The 16,853-nt window shown below is 74.6% G+C and carries 19 protein-coding genes and 1 riboswitch; of the genes, 2 read left to right on the top strand and 17 right to left on the bottom strand.

Annotated features, from left to right (window positions below):
• Positions 1–170: 170 nt before the first annotated feature.
• The 8 genes from A0J59_RS14675 to A0J59_RS14640 form a co-directional block, all read right to left on the bottom strand.
• Positions 171–761, bottom strand: coding sequence for a MerR family transcriptional regulator (locus A0J59_RS14675; protein WP_047234765.1), 591 nt, complete (start codon positions 759–761; stop codon positions 171–173).
• A gap of 217 nt (positions 762–978) precedes the next feature.
• Complete coding sequence (locus A0J59_RS14670; RefSeq protein ID WP_024839673.1) at positions 979–1,452, bottom strand: bifunctional nuclease family protein; 474 nt, start codon at positions 1,450–1,452, stop codon at positions 979–981.
• Between the two features lie 106 nt (positions 1,453–1,558).
• Entirely contained in the window at positions 1,559–2,320 is a 762-nt protein-coding gene (locus tag A0J59_RS14665; protein WP_047234766.1) for a MerR family transcriptional regulator, read from the bottom strand.
• Positions 2,317–2,799 (bottom strand): FHA domain-containing protein, encoded by a 483-nt coding sequence (locus A0J59_RS14660; RefSeq protein WP_047234767.1) that lies wholly within the window; start codon positions 2,797–2,799, stop codon positions 2,317–2,319. The genes A0J59_RS14665 and A0J59_RS14660 overlap by 4 nt, the downstream gene beginning before the upstream one ends.
• A 176-nt stretch (positions 2,800–2,975) precedes the next feature.
• A complete protein-coding gene (locus A0J59_RS21275; protein WP_156533063.1) occupies positions 2,976–4,340 on the bottom strand; it encodes a DUF881 domain-containing protein in 1,365 nt (454 codons plus the stop codon).
• Entirely contained in the window at positions 4,337–4,669 is a 333-nt protein-coding gene (locus A0J59_RS14650; RefSeq protein WP_021483549.1) for a small basic family protein, read from the bottom strand. Before A0J59_RS14650 ends, A0J59_RS21275 begins: the two co-directional genes overlap by 4 nt.
• Positions 4,666–5,637: a DUF881 domain-containing protein gene (locus A0J59_RS14645; RefSeq protein WP_064316595.1), complete on the bottom strand. Its 972-nt coding sequence runs from the start codon at positions 5,635–5,637 to the stop codon at positions 4,666–4,668. The genes A0J59_RS14650 and A0J59_RS14645 overlap by 4 nt, the downstream gene beginning before the upstream one ends.
• Positions 5,634–6,251, bottom strand: a complete 618-nt coding sequence (locus A0J59_RS14640; RefSeq protein WP_064316605.1) for a CDP-alcohol phosphatidyltransferase family protein — start codon at positions 6,249–6,251, stop codon at positions 5,634–5,636. The genes A0J59_RS14645 and A0J59_RS14640 overlap by 4 nt, the downstream gene beginning before the upstream one ends.
• 400 nt (positions 6,252–6,651) lie before the next feature.
• On the opposite strand from A0J59_RS14640, the gene A0J59_RS14635 reads away from it, so the two are divergent.
• Entirely contained in the window at positions 6,652–8,565 is a 1,914-nt protein-coding gene (locus A0J59_RS14635) for a DEAD/DEAH box helicase (protein ID WP_064316594.1), read from the top strand.
• A gap of 96 nt (positions 8,566–8,661) precedes the next feature.
• On the opposite strand, the gene A0J59_RS14630 is transcribed toward A0J59_RS14635, so the two are convergent.
• The 8 genes from A0J59_RS14630 to rpe all read right to left on the bottom strand — a co-directional run bounded on the left by A0J59_RS14630 (position 8,662) and on the right by rpe (position 15,324).
• The gene (locus A0J59_RS14630) at positions 8,662–9,156 is read right to left on the bottom strand and encodes a PH domain-containing protein (RefSeq protein WP_047234217.1); all 495 of its coding nucleotides are present in this window, start codon (positions 9,154–9,156) and stop codon (positions 8,662–8,664) included.
• A 62-nt stretch (positions 9,157–9,218) separates the two neighbouring features.
• Positions 9,219–10,073, bottom strand: coding sequence for an ATP phosphoribosyltransferase (gene hisG / locus A0J59_RS14625; protein WP_047234218.1), 855 nt, complete (start codon positions 10,071–10,073; stop codon positions 9,219–9,221).
• 109 nt (positions 10,074–10,182) lie between these two features.
• Positions 10,183–10,446, bottom strand: coding sequence for a phosphoribosyl-ATP diphosphatase (locus A0J59_RS14620; RefSeq protein WP_024839663.1), 264 nt, complete (start codon positions 10,444–10,446; stop codon positions 10,183–10,185).
• Positions 10,447–10,519: 73 nt separating this feature from the next.
• Positions 10,520–10,987 (bottom strand): 6,7-dimethyl-8-ribityllumazine synthase, encoded by a 468-nt coding sequence (gene ribH / locus A0J59_RS14615; protein ID WP_047234219.1) that lies wholly within the window; start codon positions 10,985–10,987, stop codon positions 10,520–10,522.
• Positions 10,984–12,411 (bottom strand): GTP cyclohydrolase II, encoded by a 1,428-nt coding sequence (gene ribA / locus A0J59_RS14610; protein WP_082919060.1) that lies wholly within the window; start codon positions 12,409–12,411, stop codon positions 10,984–10,986. The genes ribH and ribA overlap by 4 nt, the downstream gene beginning before the upstream one ends.
• Positions 12,408–13,031 carry a riboflavin synthase gene (locus tag A0J59_RS14605; protein WP_047234220.1) on the bottom strand — a complete coding sequence of 208 codons (624 nt, stop codon included), beginning with the start codon at positions 13,029–13,031 and terminating at the stop codon, positions 12,408–12,410. The genes ribA and A0J59_RS14605 overlap by 4 nt, the downstream gene beginning before the upstream one ends.
• Positions 13,031–14,155 (bottom strand): bifunctional diaminohydroxyphosphoribosylaminopyrimidine deaminase/5-amino-6-(5-phosphoribosylamino)uracil reductase RibD, encoded by a 1,125-nt coding sequence (gene ribD, locus A0J59_RS14600; protein ID WP_064316593.1) that lies wholly within the window; start codon positions 14,153–14,155, stop codon positions 13,031–13,033. Before ribD ends, A0J59_RS14605 begins: the two co-directional genes overlap by 1 nt.
• Before the next feature lie 159 nt (positions 14,156–14,314).
• Positions 14,315–14,440, bottom strand: a riboswitch (FMN riboswitch).
• A gap of 215 nt (positions 14,441–14,655) precedes the next feature.
• Positions 14,656–15,324, bottom strand: coding sequence for a ribulose-phosphate 3-epimerase (gene rpe, locus A0J59_RS14595; RefSeq protein ID WP_047234221.1), 669 nt, complete (start codon positions 15,322–15,324; stop codon positions 14,656–14,658).
• A gap of 52 nt (positions 15,325–15,376) precedes the next feature.
• On the opposite strand from rpe, the gene A0J59_RS14590 reads away from it, so the two are divergent.
• A complete protein-coding gene (locus tag A0J59_RS14590; RefSeq protein WP_082919059.1) occupies positions 15,377–15,958 on the top strand; it encodes a GNAT family N-acetyltransferase in 582 nt (193 codons plus the stop codon).
• Positions 15,959–16,451: 493 nt separating this feature from the next.
• Here the strand turns inward: A0J59_RS14590 and A0J59_RS14585 are convergent.
• On the bottom strand, positions 16,452–16,853 hold a 402-nt coding region (locus A0J59_RS14585), incomplete at its 5' end, for a HipA domain-containing protein (RefSeq protein ID WP_172820069.1).

The raw sequence follows: 16,853 nt of genomic DNA, 5'->3' as shown, positions 1-16,853 counted from the left end.
GGCGTGACGCGCCGCGTACCGGGCGATCCTCCCACGGCCTCGCCGGGCAGGCCGTCGCACCGGCTGTGACGTGCTCCACAGGCCGGCGGGTGCCGTGACGCGTCGACCGGGCGGCCCCGGCCCGGCAGGATGAGCGCCCCACCGCCCCCGGGACGGCGGCGCTCGCGGCCTCAGCCGGCGGAGCGGGCCCGACGGCGCTGCGCGAGCTCGTCCTGCGGGCTCACCGCCGCGCCGTCCTCGTCGTCGAGCGACTCGGTGGGCAGCTCCGCGAGCGTGCCCTCGACCTCGCGCCACACCCGGCCGACCGCGATGCCGAACACACCCTGACCGCCCTGGACGAGGTCCACGACCTCGTCGGGCGACGTGCACTCGTACACGCTCGCGCCGTCGCTCATGAGGGTGATCTGCGCGAGGTCGTCGACGCCGCGCTCGCGCAGGTGCTCGACGGCGGTGCGGATCTGCTGGAGCGAGACCCCGGTGTCGAGGAGGCGCTTGACGACCTTGAGGACGAGGATGTCCCGGAAGCTGTACAGCCGGTGCGAGCCCGAGCCGGACGCGGGGCGCACGGTCGGCTCGACCAGCCCGGTGCGGGCCCAGTAGTCGAGCTGGCGGTACGTGATGCCCGCGGCACGGCACGCGGTCGGGCCGCGATAGCCGGTCGTCGTGTCCTGCTCGGTGATGTCCTCCCCGAAGAGGAGGCCCTGCGCGCCGTGCGGAACAGTCGCGCCGACACCGACGCTCGCCTCACCGCTGCTGTTCACTGTTGCCTCCTGGGGTGATGTCCACGACCACGCTATGGGCGCCGTCGGGGGTCGTCAACGACCGACGACCCGAGCGCTCGGGCGTGTCGCGCCCGTGCGTCCGGCGATCCGGCCGCTCAACCCTCGACCTGAGGTCGAACGTCCGTGTTGTCCGTTGTGCCCGCAAGCCTCGACCGTCGCTCGACGGTCGGTCCCCCCGACGGTGCGGACCGTCCACCTACTCGTCCACCGAGAAGTCCTCCGGCTGGACGTGGTCCAGGAAGTCGCGGAACTTCTCGACCTCCTCCTGCTGCGCGACGTCGACGACCTCGACCCCCGCCGTCGCGACGACCTCCGCCGAGCACAGCACCGGGCTGCCGGTGCGCACCGCGACCGCGATCGCGTCCGACGCGCGCGAGTCGAGCCGCACCCCGTTGCTGAGGACCAGCTCGGCGAAGAAGATGCCGCCGTCGAGCGCGACGATCTCCGCCCGCTCCAGCCGCACCCCGACCGCGTCGAGCAGGTCCCGCAGCAGGTCGTGGGTCATGGGCCGCGGCGTCGGCAGGCCGGCCTGCGCCATCGCGATCGCGCTCGCCTCCCGCGGCCCGATGACGATCGGCACCACGAGCTCGGACGCGTCGTCGAGCAGCAGCACCACGATCTCCTGGTCGCGCTGCTGCTGACGGACCCCGAGCACCTCGACCGGGACCATCGGGACGTCGTCGCTCACTCCTCCACGGTACGTCTCCCCCCGGCATCCGGCAGGGGGTGGGGCGCAACCGTGCGGGCGCCCCGCGGAGGGCGGGCGGACGAGCGGGTCAGCGCGTGAGGTCGTCGATCCCCTGGCGCACGAACACGGTGTGCAGCTGCGCGCAGAGCTCGCCGACCTCCGAGGCCACGGTGCCCGCGTGGGCGCGCGCGGACGCGCTCTGCTGCCCGCGCCACGGCGAGACGACCTGGTGCACGAGGCTCACGTGCCGGTCGGCGGCGGTGCGCAGGGAGCGCAGGTGACGTGGCTCGATGCCGTACTCCGAGAGCCCGGCGGCGAGCACGACCACGTCGAGCGAGCGCGCGTCGAGCTGGCCGCCCGGCGCCTGGCGCAGGACGCCCGCCTCGATGAGACCCTCGACGAGCTCTCGCTCCACCCCCGCTGCGGACACGAGCGCGTCGAGCGTGTAGCGCTGGCGGACGGCCGCCGAGCCGGGCTCGCCGTCGGTCGTCGCCAGGCGCGGGGCGAGGGCCTCGACGTCGGCACCCGCGTCGAGGGCGGCGAGGCGCTCCTTGATGACCTTGAGCGGCAGGTAGCGGTCACGCTGCTCGACGAGCACGAACCGCAGCCGCTCGACGTCCGCGGGGCTGTACTGGCGGTAGCCCGACGCGGTGCGCACGGGCTCGATGAGCCCCTGCTCCTCGAGGAAGCGCAGCTTGGAGTGGCTGACGTTCGGGAACTCCGCCCGCAGCGCGCGCAGCACGTCGGAGATGCGCATGGTCGCGCGACGCGAGATGCCCTGCGGCCACGGCTCCGCGCCGTCGGCGGGCTCGGGGGCCGTGGCGTGCGCGGCGCCCGTCGAGGCGTTCACGACCGCGGGGCCGTGCCGCCCGCCGGTGCCCCCGCGTGCGGGCTGGCGTGGAACGTGAGCCGGTACTTGCCGATCTGCACCTCGTCGCCCGTCGAGAGCGCGACGGCGTCGATCCGGCTGCGGTTCACGTACGTCCCGTTGAGCGAGCCGACGTCGCGCACGAGGAAGTGCTCGCCCTCGCGAACGAACTCGGCGTGCTTGCGCGAGACGGTGACGTCGTCGAGGAAGATGTCCGCGCGCTCCGACCGGCCGGCGACGGTGCGCTCGGCGTCGAGGAGGAAGCGGGAACCCTGCCCGGGACCGCGCTGCATGATGAGCAGGGCGGAGTGGCGCGGCAGCGCCGCGACCGCGGCGTGCTCCTCGGGGCTCAGGCCACCGGGCTGCACGCCCTCCTCGATCGGGGCCTCGATCCGGCCGAAGCTGACCGTCGTGTCGCTACCCGCCCGGTTCGGCACCTCAGGACCGCCTGGGACACTCATCTCGCCTCCTCGGGGCTCACGCACGTCGTGCTCGACCTCGGAACACCGCACCACGGGGTCGTGGCCCCGCCGTGCGGAACAGTGCTCGAAAACTACTACACCCGCAGGTCACGCGGTGCGCGCGACCCACGGTCGTCCCAACCTACCCCGGCCTGCGGGGATGCGGGAAGCCGCAGTCACTCGTCGGCCGGGACCGGGGTCGCGTACTGCGGTGCACCGGGCTCGACGGTCGCGGCGACCTCGACCCGGTCCTGCTGGGTGATCGTCGTGCGCGCCCCGTCCGCGCGCAGCGACGCCATCGCGCCGCCGGGGATCTCGAGGGCCGTCTCGAGCGTCGACGGGTCGCCGATGACGTTCCACCGGTACGGCGAGGTGATCGTCTGACCGTCGACCACGACGCCGTCGGCCGAGTCCTCGAAGTAGCTGCTCGCGACGAGGCGGACCCCGTTGACCTCCATCGCCTCCGCGCCCGCGTTGCGCAGCTCCTCGAGCACGTTGAAGAGCGCGAACGCGTCGAGCGCCTCCGCGCCCTCGACGACCTCGATCTCGACGCCCGGGCCCTCGGCGGGGAGCCGGCCGGACAGGATGCCGAGCGTCTCCGCCTGCTGCTCGGCGAGCTCGAGGGCGGCCCGCTCGCGCCCGGACCCGGACTGGAGCTCGTCCCGCGTCGACTCGAGCGAGGAGACCTGGTCCTCGAGCTCGCCGGAACGCTGGGTCACGTCGTCGAGGAGGCGCACGAGGTCGCTCTGGCGCAGGGACGAGAGCTGGTCCTCCTGCGTCTGGCTCACCTGGACCACGAGCGCGAAGCCGAGCAGCGCGCACAGGACGCCGACGACGATCTGGGACCGGGACGCGCGGGGACGCAGCGCGCGGCCGAGCCCGCGCAGCCCGCGCGGCTCCGGTCGTGTCGGGGAGCCGTGGCGACCCACGGCGCCGATCACCCCCGTCGTCGCGGGGGGCTCCGCCGGCGCCGAGGCGTCCGTGCCGGTGGTGTCCGTGCCGGTGGTGTCCGTGCCGGTGGTGTCCGTGCGGGTGATGTCCGCGGTCGCCGCGTCGCCGTCCGGTGCGGCGGCGTCGCCCGCGGGATCGTCCGGGGCGGCTGTGCCGCCGTCCCCGTCCCCGTCGCCGCGGTCGTGATCGGCGGCGTCGTGCGGACCGGTACCTGCCGGGTCGGCGCCGGGCTCCTCGCCGACCGGGGCGGGGTCGACCGCGGGCGGCTCGTCGCCCTCGACCGCGCCGTCCGGCACCTCGGGTGCGACGTCGTGCGCGCGTGCCGGCTCGTCGGCGGGCTCGCCGTCGTCGGTGGTCTCGTCCGGAGCGTCGACGGCGGCCTCACTGGCGGTCGCGTGCGGAGCTGCGGTCTCGGCCGGGGTCTCGGTCTCGGCCGCGACGTCCGGGACGGCCTCGAGGTCCGGCGTTGGGGCGGTCTCGTCGGTGGTCTCGCCCGTGCTGACGGGAGCGTCGTCCGGGGCGTGGGCGCCCGGCGTCACGTCGTCGGCGCCCGGGTCGCGGGGGTCCTGGGGGTCGCGGGTCACGCTCACGCCTTGAAGATGTGGCGCCGGATGGCGGCGGCGTTGGAGAAGATGCGGATGCCGAGCACGACGACGACGGCCGTGGAGAGCTGGCTCCCGACGCCGAGCTGGTCGCCGAGGAAGACGATGAGGGCGGCGACGACGACGTTCGACAGGAACGACACGAGGAAGACCTTGTCGTCGAACAGCCCGTCGAGGCGGGCGCGCAGGCCCCCGAACAGGGCGTCGAGCGCGGCGACGACGGCGATGGGCAGGTAGGGCTGCAGCGACACCGGCACGGTGGGTTGCAGGACGAGGCCCGCGACGATGCCCACCACCAGTCCGACGACTGCGATCATTCGACGATCTCCTGCCCTGTCTCGTGCGGTTCCGAGCCCGTCCCGGTCCCGTCGGTCGTGCCGTCCGTCGTGCCGTCGGTGCTCCCGGCGGGCGTGTCGGAGTCTACGGTCGCGGCCGGGGGCTGCGCGAAGAACAACGTGGGTGCGGACCGGCCGGGCAGGTCGAGGCGGCTCTGCGTCGTCACGCTCGAGCGGATGCCGTACTGGGTCCCGAGGATCTGGAGGTAGTCCGACGTGCCCGACCGCAGGAGCGAGGTGCGCAGCGTGTCCGGGTCACCGATCGCCTCGACCCGGTAGGGGCCGACGAGGGGCTGCAGGTCGACGAGCACCGCGTCGCCGGCGGAGCGGATGGCCGACAGCCCGGTGAGGCGCTGGTCGTTGATCGCGACGGCCTCCGCGCCGCCGGCCCAGAGCGCGTTGACGACGCGCTGGAGGTCGGAGTCGTGCACGAGCGAGTTCGCGTCCACGGTGTCGGACGACAGGCCGCCGCTGGTGTCGTCGAGCGTGACGACGACACCCTGGCCCTCGACCGCCTGCGTGCCGGTCAGCGCGCCCTCCTCCTGGAGGCCCTGGAGCACGTCCGCGCTCGCGCCGCTGAGCGCGGCGCCCTGGAGCTGCTCGATCTCCGCGGACAGCTCCGCCCCGCGGGCCGTGAGCTCCTCGGCGGCGCCCTGCCGGTCGAGGATCTCCTGCTCCAGGGTCTCGCGCGCCGCGATGACGCCCGGCTGCGGGGCGCGCAGCTCGACCGCGGCCGCCGTCGTGACCACACCGAGGACGACCGCCAGGGCGACGAGGGCGACCGTGCCCGTGCGGCCGCGCTGCGGTGACTGGCCCGCGGCGCGGCGCGCCGCGGCGTCCGCGTACCCGGGGTCGAGCGGGCGGTGCATGACCTCGTTGAGCAGCGTCATCGACGCGTCGACGGGAGCGCGGCGTGCGGCGGCGCCCGGGTCCGGACGGTTCTGGCTCACGGCGCCTCCTGCGTCGTCGTGCCGGTCTCGTCGGTGGCGGCCCGGTCGCGCACGACGAGCGCGCGCGTCTGCAGCACGTACTGGGCGCCCGCGAGCCAGTACAGGCCGACACCCCACCAGGTGAACGCCCAGCCCGTGACCGCGGCGACGTCGCCCAGCCACCCCGGCATCTCGGCCAGCAGCAGGAGCGGGAACGCGTACAGCAGCGCGAACGTCCCGGCCTTGCCCGCGAAGCTCACCGGGAGGGGCCCGTACCCGTGGCGTGCCAGCAGCGGCAGCAGCGCGGCGAGGAGCAGGTCGCGCCCGACGATGACCACGACGAGCCACAGCGGCACGACGTCGCGCCACGCGAGACCCAGGAGGGTGACGAGGATGAAGAGCCGGTCCGCGGCCGGGTCGAGCATCTGCCCGAGGCGGCTCACCTGGTCGAGGCGCCGCGCGAGGACTCCGTCGAGCCAGTCCGACGCCCCCGACACGGCGAGCACGACCAGCGCCCACACGTCGTCGCCGCGCACGATGAGGACCGCGAACACCGGCACGAGGAGCAGCCGCAGGAGGCTGATGACGTTCGGGACGGTCAGGACGCGGGAGCTGACCTGCTGCCCTGCTGACACACCCACCGCCCCGTGCTCACGTCGCGCCGTCGCGGCGACCTGCCGCGCGCGGACCATCCTACGTACCGGGCCCCCGCACCCGGACCCTCATTTCGCGGCGCGGCGCCCTCCCCAGGCGGAAATCACCCGTTTCGTCCGTCCCGACCGACCACGGGGACGGGGACGCGGTGAGGGACGTCACCGGGCCCGGCCCGCTCACCGACCGCACCCTCCGGTAGGATGGGCACACCTCTGGAGTTCGTCGCTCGTCCCGCGTGTGTCCGTGAGAGCGGCCGTCCCCCTCGATCATCCCTGATCGTCCCGGTGGCCGGCCTGGTGTGTTCGGGAGTGCGACCTGCGAGAACCGTCCTGGTGACCGCACGCCACTCCACACCCCGAAACGAACGGTCCTCACCCTTTCATGACTGCTGACGTCCTCGCGCCCTCGCACGCCCTCGACCAGTCCGCCGACGCCGCCACCGAGCGCGCGGACCGGACACGTCCCGAGCCGACCGTCCCCGCCGGGCCCGTGTTCGCCGACCTCGGCCTGCCCGCCCCCCTCGAGCGCGCCGTCGCCGACCTCGGCTTCGTCACCCCGTCCGCGATCCAGGCCGAGGCCATCCCGGCGCTCCTCTCCGGCCGCGACATCACCGGCGTCGCGCAGACCGGCACCGGCAAGACCGCCGCGTTCGGCCTCCCGCTGCTCGCCGCGATCGACCCCTCGCTGCGCCGCGTGCAGGCCGTCGTCCTGACCCCGACGCGCGAGCTCGCCATGCAGGTCGCCGACGCCGTCGAGTCGTTCGCGACCCACCTGCCCAAGGTCGACGTCGTCGCCGTGTACGGCGGGTCCCCCTACCAGCCGCAGCAGCGGGCGCTCGCGGCGGGTGCGCAGGTCGTCGTCGGCACCCCCGGGCGCGTCATCGACCACATCGAGCGCGGCACCCTCGTGCTCGACGACGTGCGCTTCCTCGTGCTCGACGAGGCCGACGAGATGCTGCGCATGGGCTTCGCGGAGGACGTCGACACGATCTTCTCCCGCGCGCCGCGCGAGCGTCAGGTCGCGCTGTTCTCCGCGACGATGCCCGCCCCGATCCGCCGCGTCGCGAACGAGCACCTCACCGACCCCGTCGAGATCGCCGTCGCCCGCCAGTCCTCCACGGTCACGAGCGTGCGCCAGACGTACGCCGTCGTGCCGTTCCGGCACAAGACCGGATCCCTCGTGCGCGTCCTCGCCACGTCCGACGCCGAGGCCGCGATCGTGTTCACCCGCACGCGCGGCGCCGCGGAGGAGGTCGGGTCCGCGCTCGTCGAGCGCGGCATCTCCGCCGCCACCATCTCGGGCGACGTCGCGCAGAAGGAGCGCGAGCGGATCGTGGAGCGCCTGCGCTCCGGCGCGCTCGACGTCCTCGTCGCGACCGACGTCGCCGCGCGCGGCCTCGACGTGGACCGCATCGGCCTCGTCGTGAACTTCGACCTCCCGGGCGAGCCCGAGGCGTACGTGCACCGCATCGGCCGTACGGGCCGCGCCGGGCGCACCGGCGAGGCCCTGAGCTTCGTCACCCCGCACGAGCGCGGTCGCCTGCGCGCCATCGAGCGCACCACCCGCACCCCGCTCGAGGAGATCGAGATCCCCTCCCCCGCGGACGTGTCCGCGCACAAGGTGCGGGCCCTGCTCGGCCAGGTCCCCGCCCGCCAGGAGGCCGGCCGCCTGTCCATGTACGCCGACATGGTGCGCACCTTCCTCGCCGAGCACGACGTCGACCCCGTCGACCTCGCCGCGGCCATGGCGGCGCTCGCGGTCGGCGACGACGGCCCCCGGGCCCGCGAGGAGCAGGAGCGGTTCGAGGCCGAGCGTGCCGCGGCCCGCGAGCAGGCGAAGGCGCGCCGCACCGAGCGCACGGGCGAGCGTCCGCGCGGCGAGCGTGCGTCGGGCCGTCGCGAGGGCGACGGCACGCGCGGCATCCGCCGCGACGCCGTCGGCACCCGCTACCGCCTGTCCGTGGGTCACAAGGACGGCGTGATGCCCGGCGGCATCGTCGGCGCGCTGACGAACGAGGCCGGCCTCGCCGGGTCGGACGTCGGCAAGATCGACATCTTCCCGTCCTTCTCCCTCGTGGACATCACCGCGCCGCTCGACGCGGAGACCATGGACCGCATCTCCCGCGCCCGGGTCGCCGGGAAGGCGCTGCGCATCCGCCTGGACGAGGGCGCGCCCGCGTCGCGCGGCCCGCGCGGCGGCCACGGCCCGTCCGGTCGCCGCGACGAGCGTCGCGACCGCTTCGACCGTGCCGACGACCGGGGCGAGCGCAAGCCCCGCCACCGCACCGCGTACTGACCGCCCCGGCGTCAGCCGCCGGCGACGCGAGCAGACGAACGGCCCCGGATCCGCTGGATCCGGGGCCGTTCGCGTACCGTCCTGTGCCGTCGCGCGTCAGGTGCGCGGTTCCTCGTGCGCCTCGCCGTGCGCCTGGACCAGCGCCGCGAGGCGCCGCGCCTCCGCGTCCCCGCGGGCGCCGTCGGCCCGCTGGATCCCCATGACGGCGAGCGTCGACCCGTCCGCGAGGTCCAGGCGCACCCACGCGTCGCCGGAGCCGAACCGGACCGACACGACCTGCGCCCACTCGAGCTCGCGCGTGTAGATGACGTTGCGCACCCGCAGGCCCGCGCGCGTCGGGACGGCGTGCACGCCCCCGAGGCGCCACAGCAACCACGCCGCGAACAGCGCGAACGCCGCCAGGGACAGCCGGTTCACCCACGACGTGCCGAGCGGGCCCGTCGCGGACAGCCCGACCACGACGCACCCGCCGACGACCACGACACCGGTCGCCCACGCCGACACCAGCCCGAACCGGGGCCGGAACGGCCGGTACGGGTCGTCCCGGCGCTCCCCCGGCAGGCCAGGATCTGGGAACGGGTCGGTGCTCATGCCGCCACCGTCTCACACCCGCACGACGCTCACCGGCGCCGCCCCCCGGGGTGCGAGCGGGGTCAGAGGCGGGACGCGTGGATCCGCGTCACGAGGATCGCGCGCGCCCCCACGTCGTACAGGGCGTCCATGACCTGGTTCGTCTGGTCGCGGCGCACCATCGCGCGCACCGCCGCCCAGTCGCGGTCGTGCAGCGGGGACACCGTCGGCGACTCCAGGCCCGGCGTGATCGCGACCGCGCGCTCCACGAGCGCGACGGGCACGTCGTAGTCCATGAGGACGTACTGGCGGGCCGTGAGCACGCCCTGAAGGCGTCGGCTCAGCACCTCCACCCCCGCCGGGACGTCCGCCTCCGCGACCGCGCGCGGACGGATCAGCACCGCCTCCGACACGAGGATCGGGTCGCCGAACACCTCCAGGCCCGCGCCCCGCAGCGTCGTCCCCGTCGAGACCACGTCCGCGACGACGTCCGCCACCCCGAGCTGCACCGCCGACTCCACCGCGCCGTCCAGGTGCACGACCGTGGCCTCCACGCCGTGCGAGCGCAGGTGCCCCTCGACCAGCACCTCGTACGACGTCGCGACGCGCAGCCCCTGCACCTGCTCCAGCGACGTCACCGTGCCCGCCGGGGCCGCGTACCGGAACGTCGACCCGCCGAAGCCGAGCTGCATGTGCTCCACCGCGTCCGCGCCCGAGTCCAGCAGCAGGTCCCGGCCCGTGATCCCCACGTCGACCGTGCCCGACCCCACGTACACCGCGATGTCGCGCGGACGCAGGAAGAAGAACTCGACGTCGTTGTCCGGGTCGGCCAGCACCAGCTCGCGCGAGTCACGACGCTGGCGGTACCCCGCCTCGCGCAGCATCTCGACGGCGGGCTCGGACAGGGACCCCTTGTTGGGGACGGCGATACGCAGCATGACAGGACCTTCGTTCAGGGGATCGGGCAAGGAGCGGGGAACAGCAGGGACGAGCGAGGGGCGAGCGGCGCTCGCGGCCGGGAGCGAGGACGCTCACCGGCACGGCCGCTCACAGATGCTCGTACACGTCCTGCAGGCTCAGACCCTTCGCCAGCATGAGGACCTGCAGGTGGTAGAGGAGCTGGGAGATCTCCTCCGCCGTCTTCACGTCGCCCTCGTACTCGGCGGCCATCCACACCTCGGCGGCCTCCTCGACCACCTTCTTCCCGATCGCGTGCACGCCGGCGTCCAGCTCCGCGACCGTGCCGGAACCGGCAGGTCGCGTCGTGGCCTTCTCGGACAGCTCCGCGAACAGGGACTCGAACGTCTTCACGCGCCCCAGGGTATCCGCCACCCGAGCGGGACCGGGGCGCGGTCCGCCCAGCGGGCACGCCCCGGCCGCCCCGTCACAGGTCGCGCAGCGCCACCACGGTCGCGACCGCCGCCTCCGCGGCCTCCGCGCCCTTGTCCTCGCGCGACCCCTCCAGGCCCGCCCGGTCCAGCGCCTGCTGCTCGTCGTCGCACGTCAGCACACCGAAGCCCACCGGCACGCCCGTCCGCACGCTCACGTCCGTCAGACCCGACGTCGCCGCCTGGCACACGTACTCGAAGTGCGGCGTCCCCCCACGGATCACCACCCCCAGCGCCACCACCGCGTCCGCGCCGTGCTCCACCGCCCGCGCGGCCGCGACCGGCAGCTCGAACGACCCCGGCACCCGCACCACGCTCACGTGCGACACGTTCGCCGCCGCCAACGCTCGGCGCGCCCCCGCCAGCAACCCGTCCATCACCTCCGTGTGCCAGCTCGCCGCGACCACCGTCACCCGCAGCCCCGACCCGTCCACGCTCACCGTCGGCGCACCTGCCCCGCTCATCCCTCGTCCTCCTTCGTCTCGACGCCCAGCCCCTCGCCGGGCTCCACCAGGCCGACCCCCTCCGGGACCGCCACCGTGTCCAGCAGATGACCCATCGCCACCTTCTTCGTCACCAGGTACGCCCGGTTGTGCTCCCCGTGACCCACCTCGATCCGCTCCGTCCCCACGACGTCGATGCCCGAGGCCACCAGGCCCGTCACCTTCGCCGGGTTGTTCGTCAGCAACCGCACCCGCGACAGCCCCAGGTCCGCCAGGATCGCCGCCGCCGCCCCGTACTCCCTGCGGTCCACGGGCCACCCCAGCTCCAGGTTCGCCTGCACCGTGTCCAGACCCGCGTCCTGGAGCTCGTACGCCCCGATCTTCGCCAGCAACCCGATGCCGCGCCCCTCGTGCCCCCGCAGGTACACCACCGCACCACCCTCCGCCGCGACCCGCTCCATCGCCGCCTGCAGCTGCGGACCGCAGTCGCACCGCAACGACCCGAACGCGTCACCCGTCAGGCACTCCGAGTGCACCCGCACCACCGGCACCACCTCCGGTCCGACGGCGCTCGCGGCCTCCGCACCGACCTCACCGCGGTCTGCCGAGCCGGCCGGGGCGACCGCAGGAACGAGAGCGACGTGCTCCGCCCCCGTGCGCAGGTCCCGGTACCCCACCACCCGGAACCGGCCGTGCGCCGTCGGGAGCTCCGCCGAGGCGGTGCGGTGCACCCGCCGCGCCAACGCCTCCCGATCCGGCACCTCCGCGGCCACCGCAGGCGCCGGGTCGTGCACCCGCCGCCACGCCACCAGGTCCGCGATCGTGATCAGCACCAGCCCGTCACGCTCCGCCAGGGCCGCCGCGTCCCCCAGACGCATCATCGTCCCGTCGTCGTGCACCAGCTCCGCGATCCCACCGACCTCGCCCATCCCCGCCAGGCGCACCAGGTCCACCGCCGCCTCCGTGTGCCCCGCACGGTGCAGCACACCCCCCGGCACCGCCCGCAACGGCAGCACGTGCCCCGGCCGGATCAGGTCCACCGGACCCGACGCCGGGTCCGCCAGCACCCGCAACGTCCGCGCCCGGTCCTCCGCCGAGATCCCCGTCGTCACCCCCGTCGCCGCGTCCACCGTCACCGTGTACGCCGTGCGCCGCGGGTCCTGGCTGTGCGGCACCATCAACGGCAGCTCCAGCGCGTCCGCCCGCGACGCCGGCATCGGCGCGCACAGGTACCCCGACGAGTGCCGGATCGTCCACGCCACCCACTCCGCCGACACCCCCCGCGCCGCGAACACCACGTCCGCCTCGTTCTCCCGGTCCGGCGAGTCCGCCACCAGCACTGGTCGACCCGCCCGGATCTCCGCCAGCGCCTCCTCGACCGACCCCAGGCGCACACCCCCCGTCCCCTCCGGCACGGCGGCGCTCGCGGACCCCGCGCCCGTCACGACGCGCTCCCGGGGACCACGCCAGACACCAGCAGGCGTTCCACGTACTTCGCGAGCACGTCCACCTCGAGGTTCACCCGGTCGCCCGGCACCAGCGCACCGAGGATCGTCGCCTCGAGCGTCGTCGGGATGAGCGAGACGCCGAACGTCTCGTCGCCCACGTGCGTCACCGTGAGCGACACCCCGCTCACCGCGATCGAGCCCTTCTCCGCCACGTACCGCGTCAGGCCCGCAGGCGCCGAGAACACCAGGTCGTCCCAGCGCTCCCCCGGGTCGCGGCTCACGAGCGTCCCGACACCGTCCACGTGCCCCTGCACCACGTGCCCGCCCAGGCGCGCGTCCGCCCGGACGGCCCGCTCCAGGTTCACCGGCGACCCCGCCACGAGGTCGCCCAGAGCCGTACGACGCAACGACTCCGGCATCACGTCCGCCGTGAACGACCCGTCACCTCCGAGGCTCGCGACCGTCAGGCACACACCGTTCACGGCGATCGAGTCGCCCAGCGCCGCGTCCGAGGTGGCGAGCGGCCCCTCGACCGTGAGCACCGCGTCCTCCCCCTCGCCGCCCGGGAACCCGATGTCCCGGACCTTCCCGATCTCCTCCACGATCCCCGTGAACATCAGCCGTCCCGTCCTTCCGTGCTCTTCCTGGACACCACCAGCGCGTCGTCCCCGACGCGCCTCACCTCGACCGTGCGGAACCGGTGCGCGTCGGCGATCGTCGCCACGCCCAGCCCGTCCACGGCCCGCCGACCGCTCCCCAGCAGCACCGGGGCCACGTACGCGTGCAGCTCGTCGACCGCGCCCGCCGCGAGGAACGCCGTCGCGAGCGACGGACCCCCCTCCACGAGCACGTGCCTCACCTCACGGTCCCCGAGCCGGGCCAGCACCTCACCGACGTCGCGCGTCAGCAGGTGCACCAGCTCGCCACCCTCGCCGCGCACCCGCGCCGACGGGGGGATCCCGCGCAGCCCGACGACGACCCGCAGCGGCTGGTGCGCCGCGAGACGCCCGGCGCTCGCGGCATCCGTCGCGTGCACCCGTGCCGTGAGCTCCGGGTCGTCGGTCAGGAGGGTGCCCGTGCCGACGAGGATCGCGTCGACCTCGGCCCGAACCCGGTGCGCGTGCTCGCGTGCCGCCGGTCCGGTGATCCAGCGGCTCGTCCCGTCCTCGGCGGCGACGTAGCCGTCGAGCGTCGTCGCGGTCTTGAGCGTCACGTACGGCGTGCCCCGGCGCACGGACGTGAGCCACACCCGGAGGAGCTCCTCGCCCTCCGCGGCGCGCAGACCCCGCACGACCCGCACCCCGGCCGCGCTCAGGCGGTGGGCGCCGCCCGTCGCCACGGGGTTGGGGTCGGCGACGGCGTGCACGACCTCGGCGACGCCCGCGGCGACGAGCGCGTCGGCGCACGGCCCGGTGCGGCCCGTGTGGGCGCACGGCTCGAGCGTGACGACGGCGGTCGCGCCGGCGACGTCGACGCCGCGCTGCCGGGCGTCGGCGAGGGCCGCGGCTTCGGCGTGCAGCGTGCCCGCACCACGGTGGTATCCCTCGGCGAGCACGGGCCGCGGGTGCGGGTCCAGAGATTCCGGAGAGGCGCCGTAGGCCACCGGCCGACCGCCTGGGGCGGGGCCCAGGAGCACGCAGCCGACCCGAGGGTTGGGCCCGTGCGCGGGCCCGCGAGCCGCGAGCACGAGCGCGCGCGCCATCGCGGCGTCGATCGTCAGGGTGCGGGGGCGCTCGCCCATCGTCCTCCTCCCGGGCACGAGCGCTCCGGGGTGAGGGCGGGCGGCGGGGTCAGGCCTGGACCGGCCCGACGGCGTCGCTCACCACGGCGAGGCCGTCGCCGTCACGAACGGGTGCGCCGACGGGTCGCCGGAGCACCACGCTCTGGGCGTGGCCGCGCCGCACGTGCTTCCTCCCATCCGGACTGTCACCGTCGGTCCTGGAGTTCCACCAGGTCAACCGCGCGTGGGCGCGGGTCGCGGACTGTCACCGCCGGCTCGGAATTGCACCGACCCCGGAGCACGTTCGTGCGTACTGCTGCTTTCAACCGAGCATGCTACTCGCGCATTCCTCGGCACCGACACGTCCGCCCGTCGAGCGAACGTGAACCGGGCCACCCCGCTCCTCCGTGCCGGTTGGTGAGGTGTCTCGGTTCGGCGGGGTGGTTATGGCCGCTTGGCACACTATTTTTATCGGTACGAGAGAAGGAGCCCTCCGCTCGGGCTCCTTCTCGGGTCGGCCGTCAGTGCGCGTGCGCCGAGGCCTCCGCCAGCTCGCGCAGCGCCTGGATCTCGCCCGGCACGCTCTCCGCCCCGTACACCGCCGACCCCGCGACGAAGACGTTCGCCCCCGCGTCGGCCGCCCGCTCGATCGTCGAGCGCGACACTCCCCCGTCGACCTGGATCCACACGTCCAGACCCGACTCGCTCACGGCCTCGCGGGCCCGTCGGATCTTGGGGAGCGTCCCGTCGATGAACGACTGCCCGCCGAAGCCCGGCTCGACCGTCATGACGAGGATCATGTCGACCTCCGCCAGAAGGTCCAGGAAGGGCTCCACAGGCGTCGCAGGGCGCAGCGCGAGGCCCGCGCGGGCCCCCAGGCGCCGGAGCTCGCGAGCGAGCCGTACAGGGGCAGCAGCGGCCTCGGCGTGGAACGTCACGGACGCCGCCCCGGCCTCCGCGTACGCCGGCGCCCAGCGGTCCGGGTCCTCGATCATGAGGTGCGCGTCGATCGGGACCGGTGACACCTGCGCCAGACGCTCGAAGACGGGAAGCCCGATCGTGAGGTTCGGCACGAAGTGGTTGTCCATCACGTCGACGTGCGCGTAGTCCGCGGTCGAGATGGCGTTCAGGTCGCGCTCGAGGTTCGCGAAGTCGGCGGACAGGATGCTCGGTGCGATGAGGGCTGCCATGGCCCCAGCCTAGGGCGCGTCCGCCCCGCAGCCGTGCCCGTAGGCTCGTCCGGTGAGCACCCTCCCCTCCCCCGGCCCGACCACCCCGTCGGCAGCGGCTCACCCGACCGTGACGGTGCGCCCCGCCACCGCGGACGACCTCGCGCGCGTCGCCGAGATCGCCGCCCCGTTCGTCCGCGACACGTGCGTGACGTTCGAGGAGGAGGTCTGGGACGTCCCGGTGTGGCAGCGCAAGCTCGGCGACGTCACCGCGCGCGGCCTGCCGTTCCTCGTCGCCGAGGTCGACGGCACGACCCGGCCGGACGGCACGAGCGACCCGGTGGTCGCGGGCTACGCCTACGCGTCCGCGTGGCGCCCGAAGCCCGCGTACCGGCACACCGCCGAGGACACGATCTACCTCGACCCCGCCTTCGCCGGGCGCGGGATCGGCACCGCGCTCCTCGCCGCGCTCCTGGAGGCGTGCACCACCGCGGGGGTCAGCCAGGTCGTCTCCGTCGTCGCCGACGTGCCCGAGGCCGCGGGCTCGCTCCCCCTCCACCGCCGCTTCGGCTTCGTCGAGGCCGGCCGCCTCACCGCCGTCGGCTACAAGCACGGCCGCTGGGTCGACACGATCCTCCTCCAGCGCTCCCTCTGACCCGGGCCGCGCGACCTGTCGAGCGAGAACCGTGGTTGGCCCGACGGAGAAGGGCAGCCCGCCGAGGTAGAGGCCTGGTGGCGCGAGGTAGAACCGGGGTCCCAGGAGGCAGAACGGTGGTCACCTGTCCGACGGCGGTCGGACGCGCGCCGCGATGTCGGCCGCGTCGCGAAGCGAAGCGAGGCGAGGCGAGGCGAGGCGAGGCGAGGCGAGGCGAGGCGAGGCGAGGCGAGGCGAGGCTGCCGACGCGGGCAGTTGCCCGGATGAGCGACGACCAGGGCAAGACGAAGCCGGGCGGGGTGGGTGGTGGTGCCGCGTCGTGGCGGGCCTGGCGGGAGCCGCGAGGAACGAGCGGCGGATGGTAGACGCGGCACCACCACCCACCCCGACCACCCAGCGCGACCACACGCCGTCGAGCACAAGACCCACGGCTCTACCCCGCGCAACCACGGCTCTACCCCGGCCGACCACGGCTCTCCCTCGGCGACGAGGCTCAGGCCACGAGGCCGCGACGGAGGTCGGTGGTGCGGTGCTCGACGGTGCGCCAGGCGTGACGGCTCACGCCGGGGTGGGCGTCGCGGTCGATGTCCGCGAGCGCCGCGAGGAGTCCGTCGAGGGTCTGGGCGACGGCGCGTTGGGCGCGGCGTCGGGGCAGCCCCCAGGTGGTGCCTTCGGTGACGAGGTCCTCGGCGGTGAGGTGGTCCATGTCGCGTTGTCCGGCGACGTCCATGGCGAAGACGCGTGAGGCGTGGTCGTGGTGGAGGTGCATGGAGACGTCGTAGGCGGGGGCGAGGCGGACGGTGCCGTCGGCGTGGCGCAGGACGGAGATGTTCTTGGCGTGGGCGTCGGTGTTGCCTATGGCGAGGTTGAAGGTGGTGAGGGCGAGGAGGGGGTC

Origin of the sequence: Cellulosimicrobium sp. I38E (assembly GCF_001647255.1) — a bacterium.
Classification (GTDB): domain Bacteria; phylum Actinomycetota; class Actinomycetes; order Actinomycetales; family Cellulomonadaceae; genus Cellulosimicrobium; species Cellulosimicrobium cellulans_E.
The sequence above is the reverse complement of the archived record's forward strand: the minus strand, read 5'-3'. Positions and strand labels throughout refer to the sequence as shown.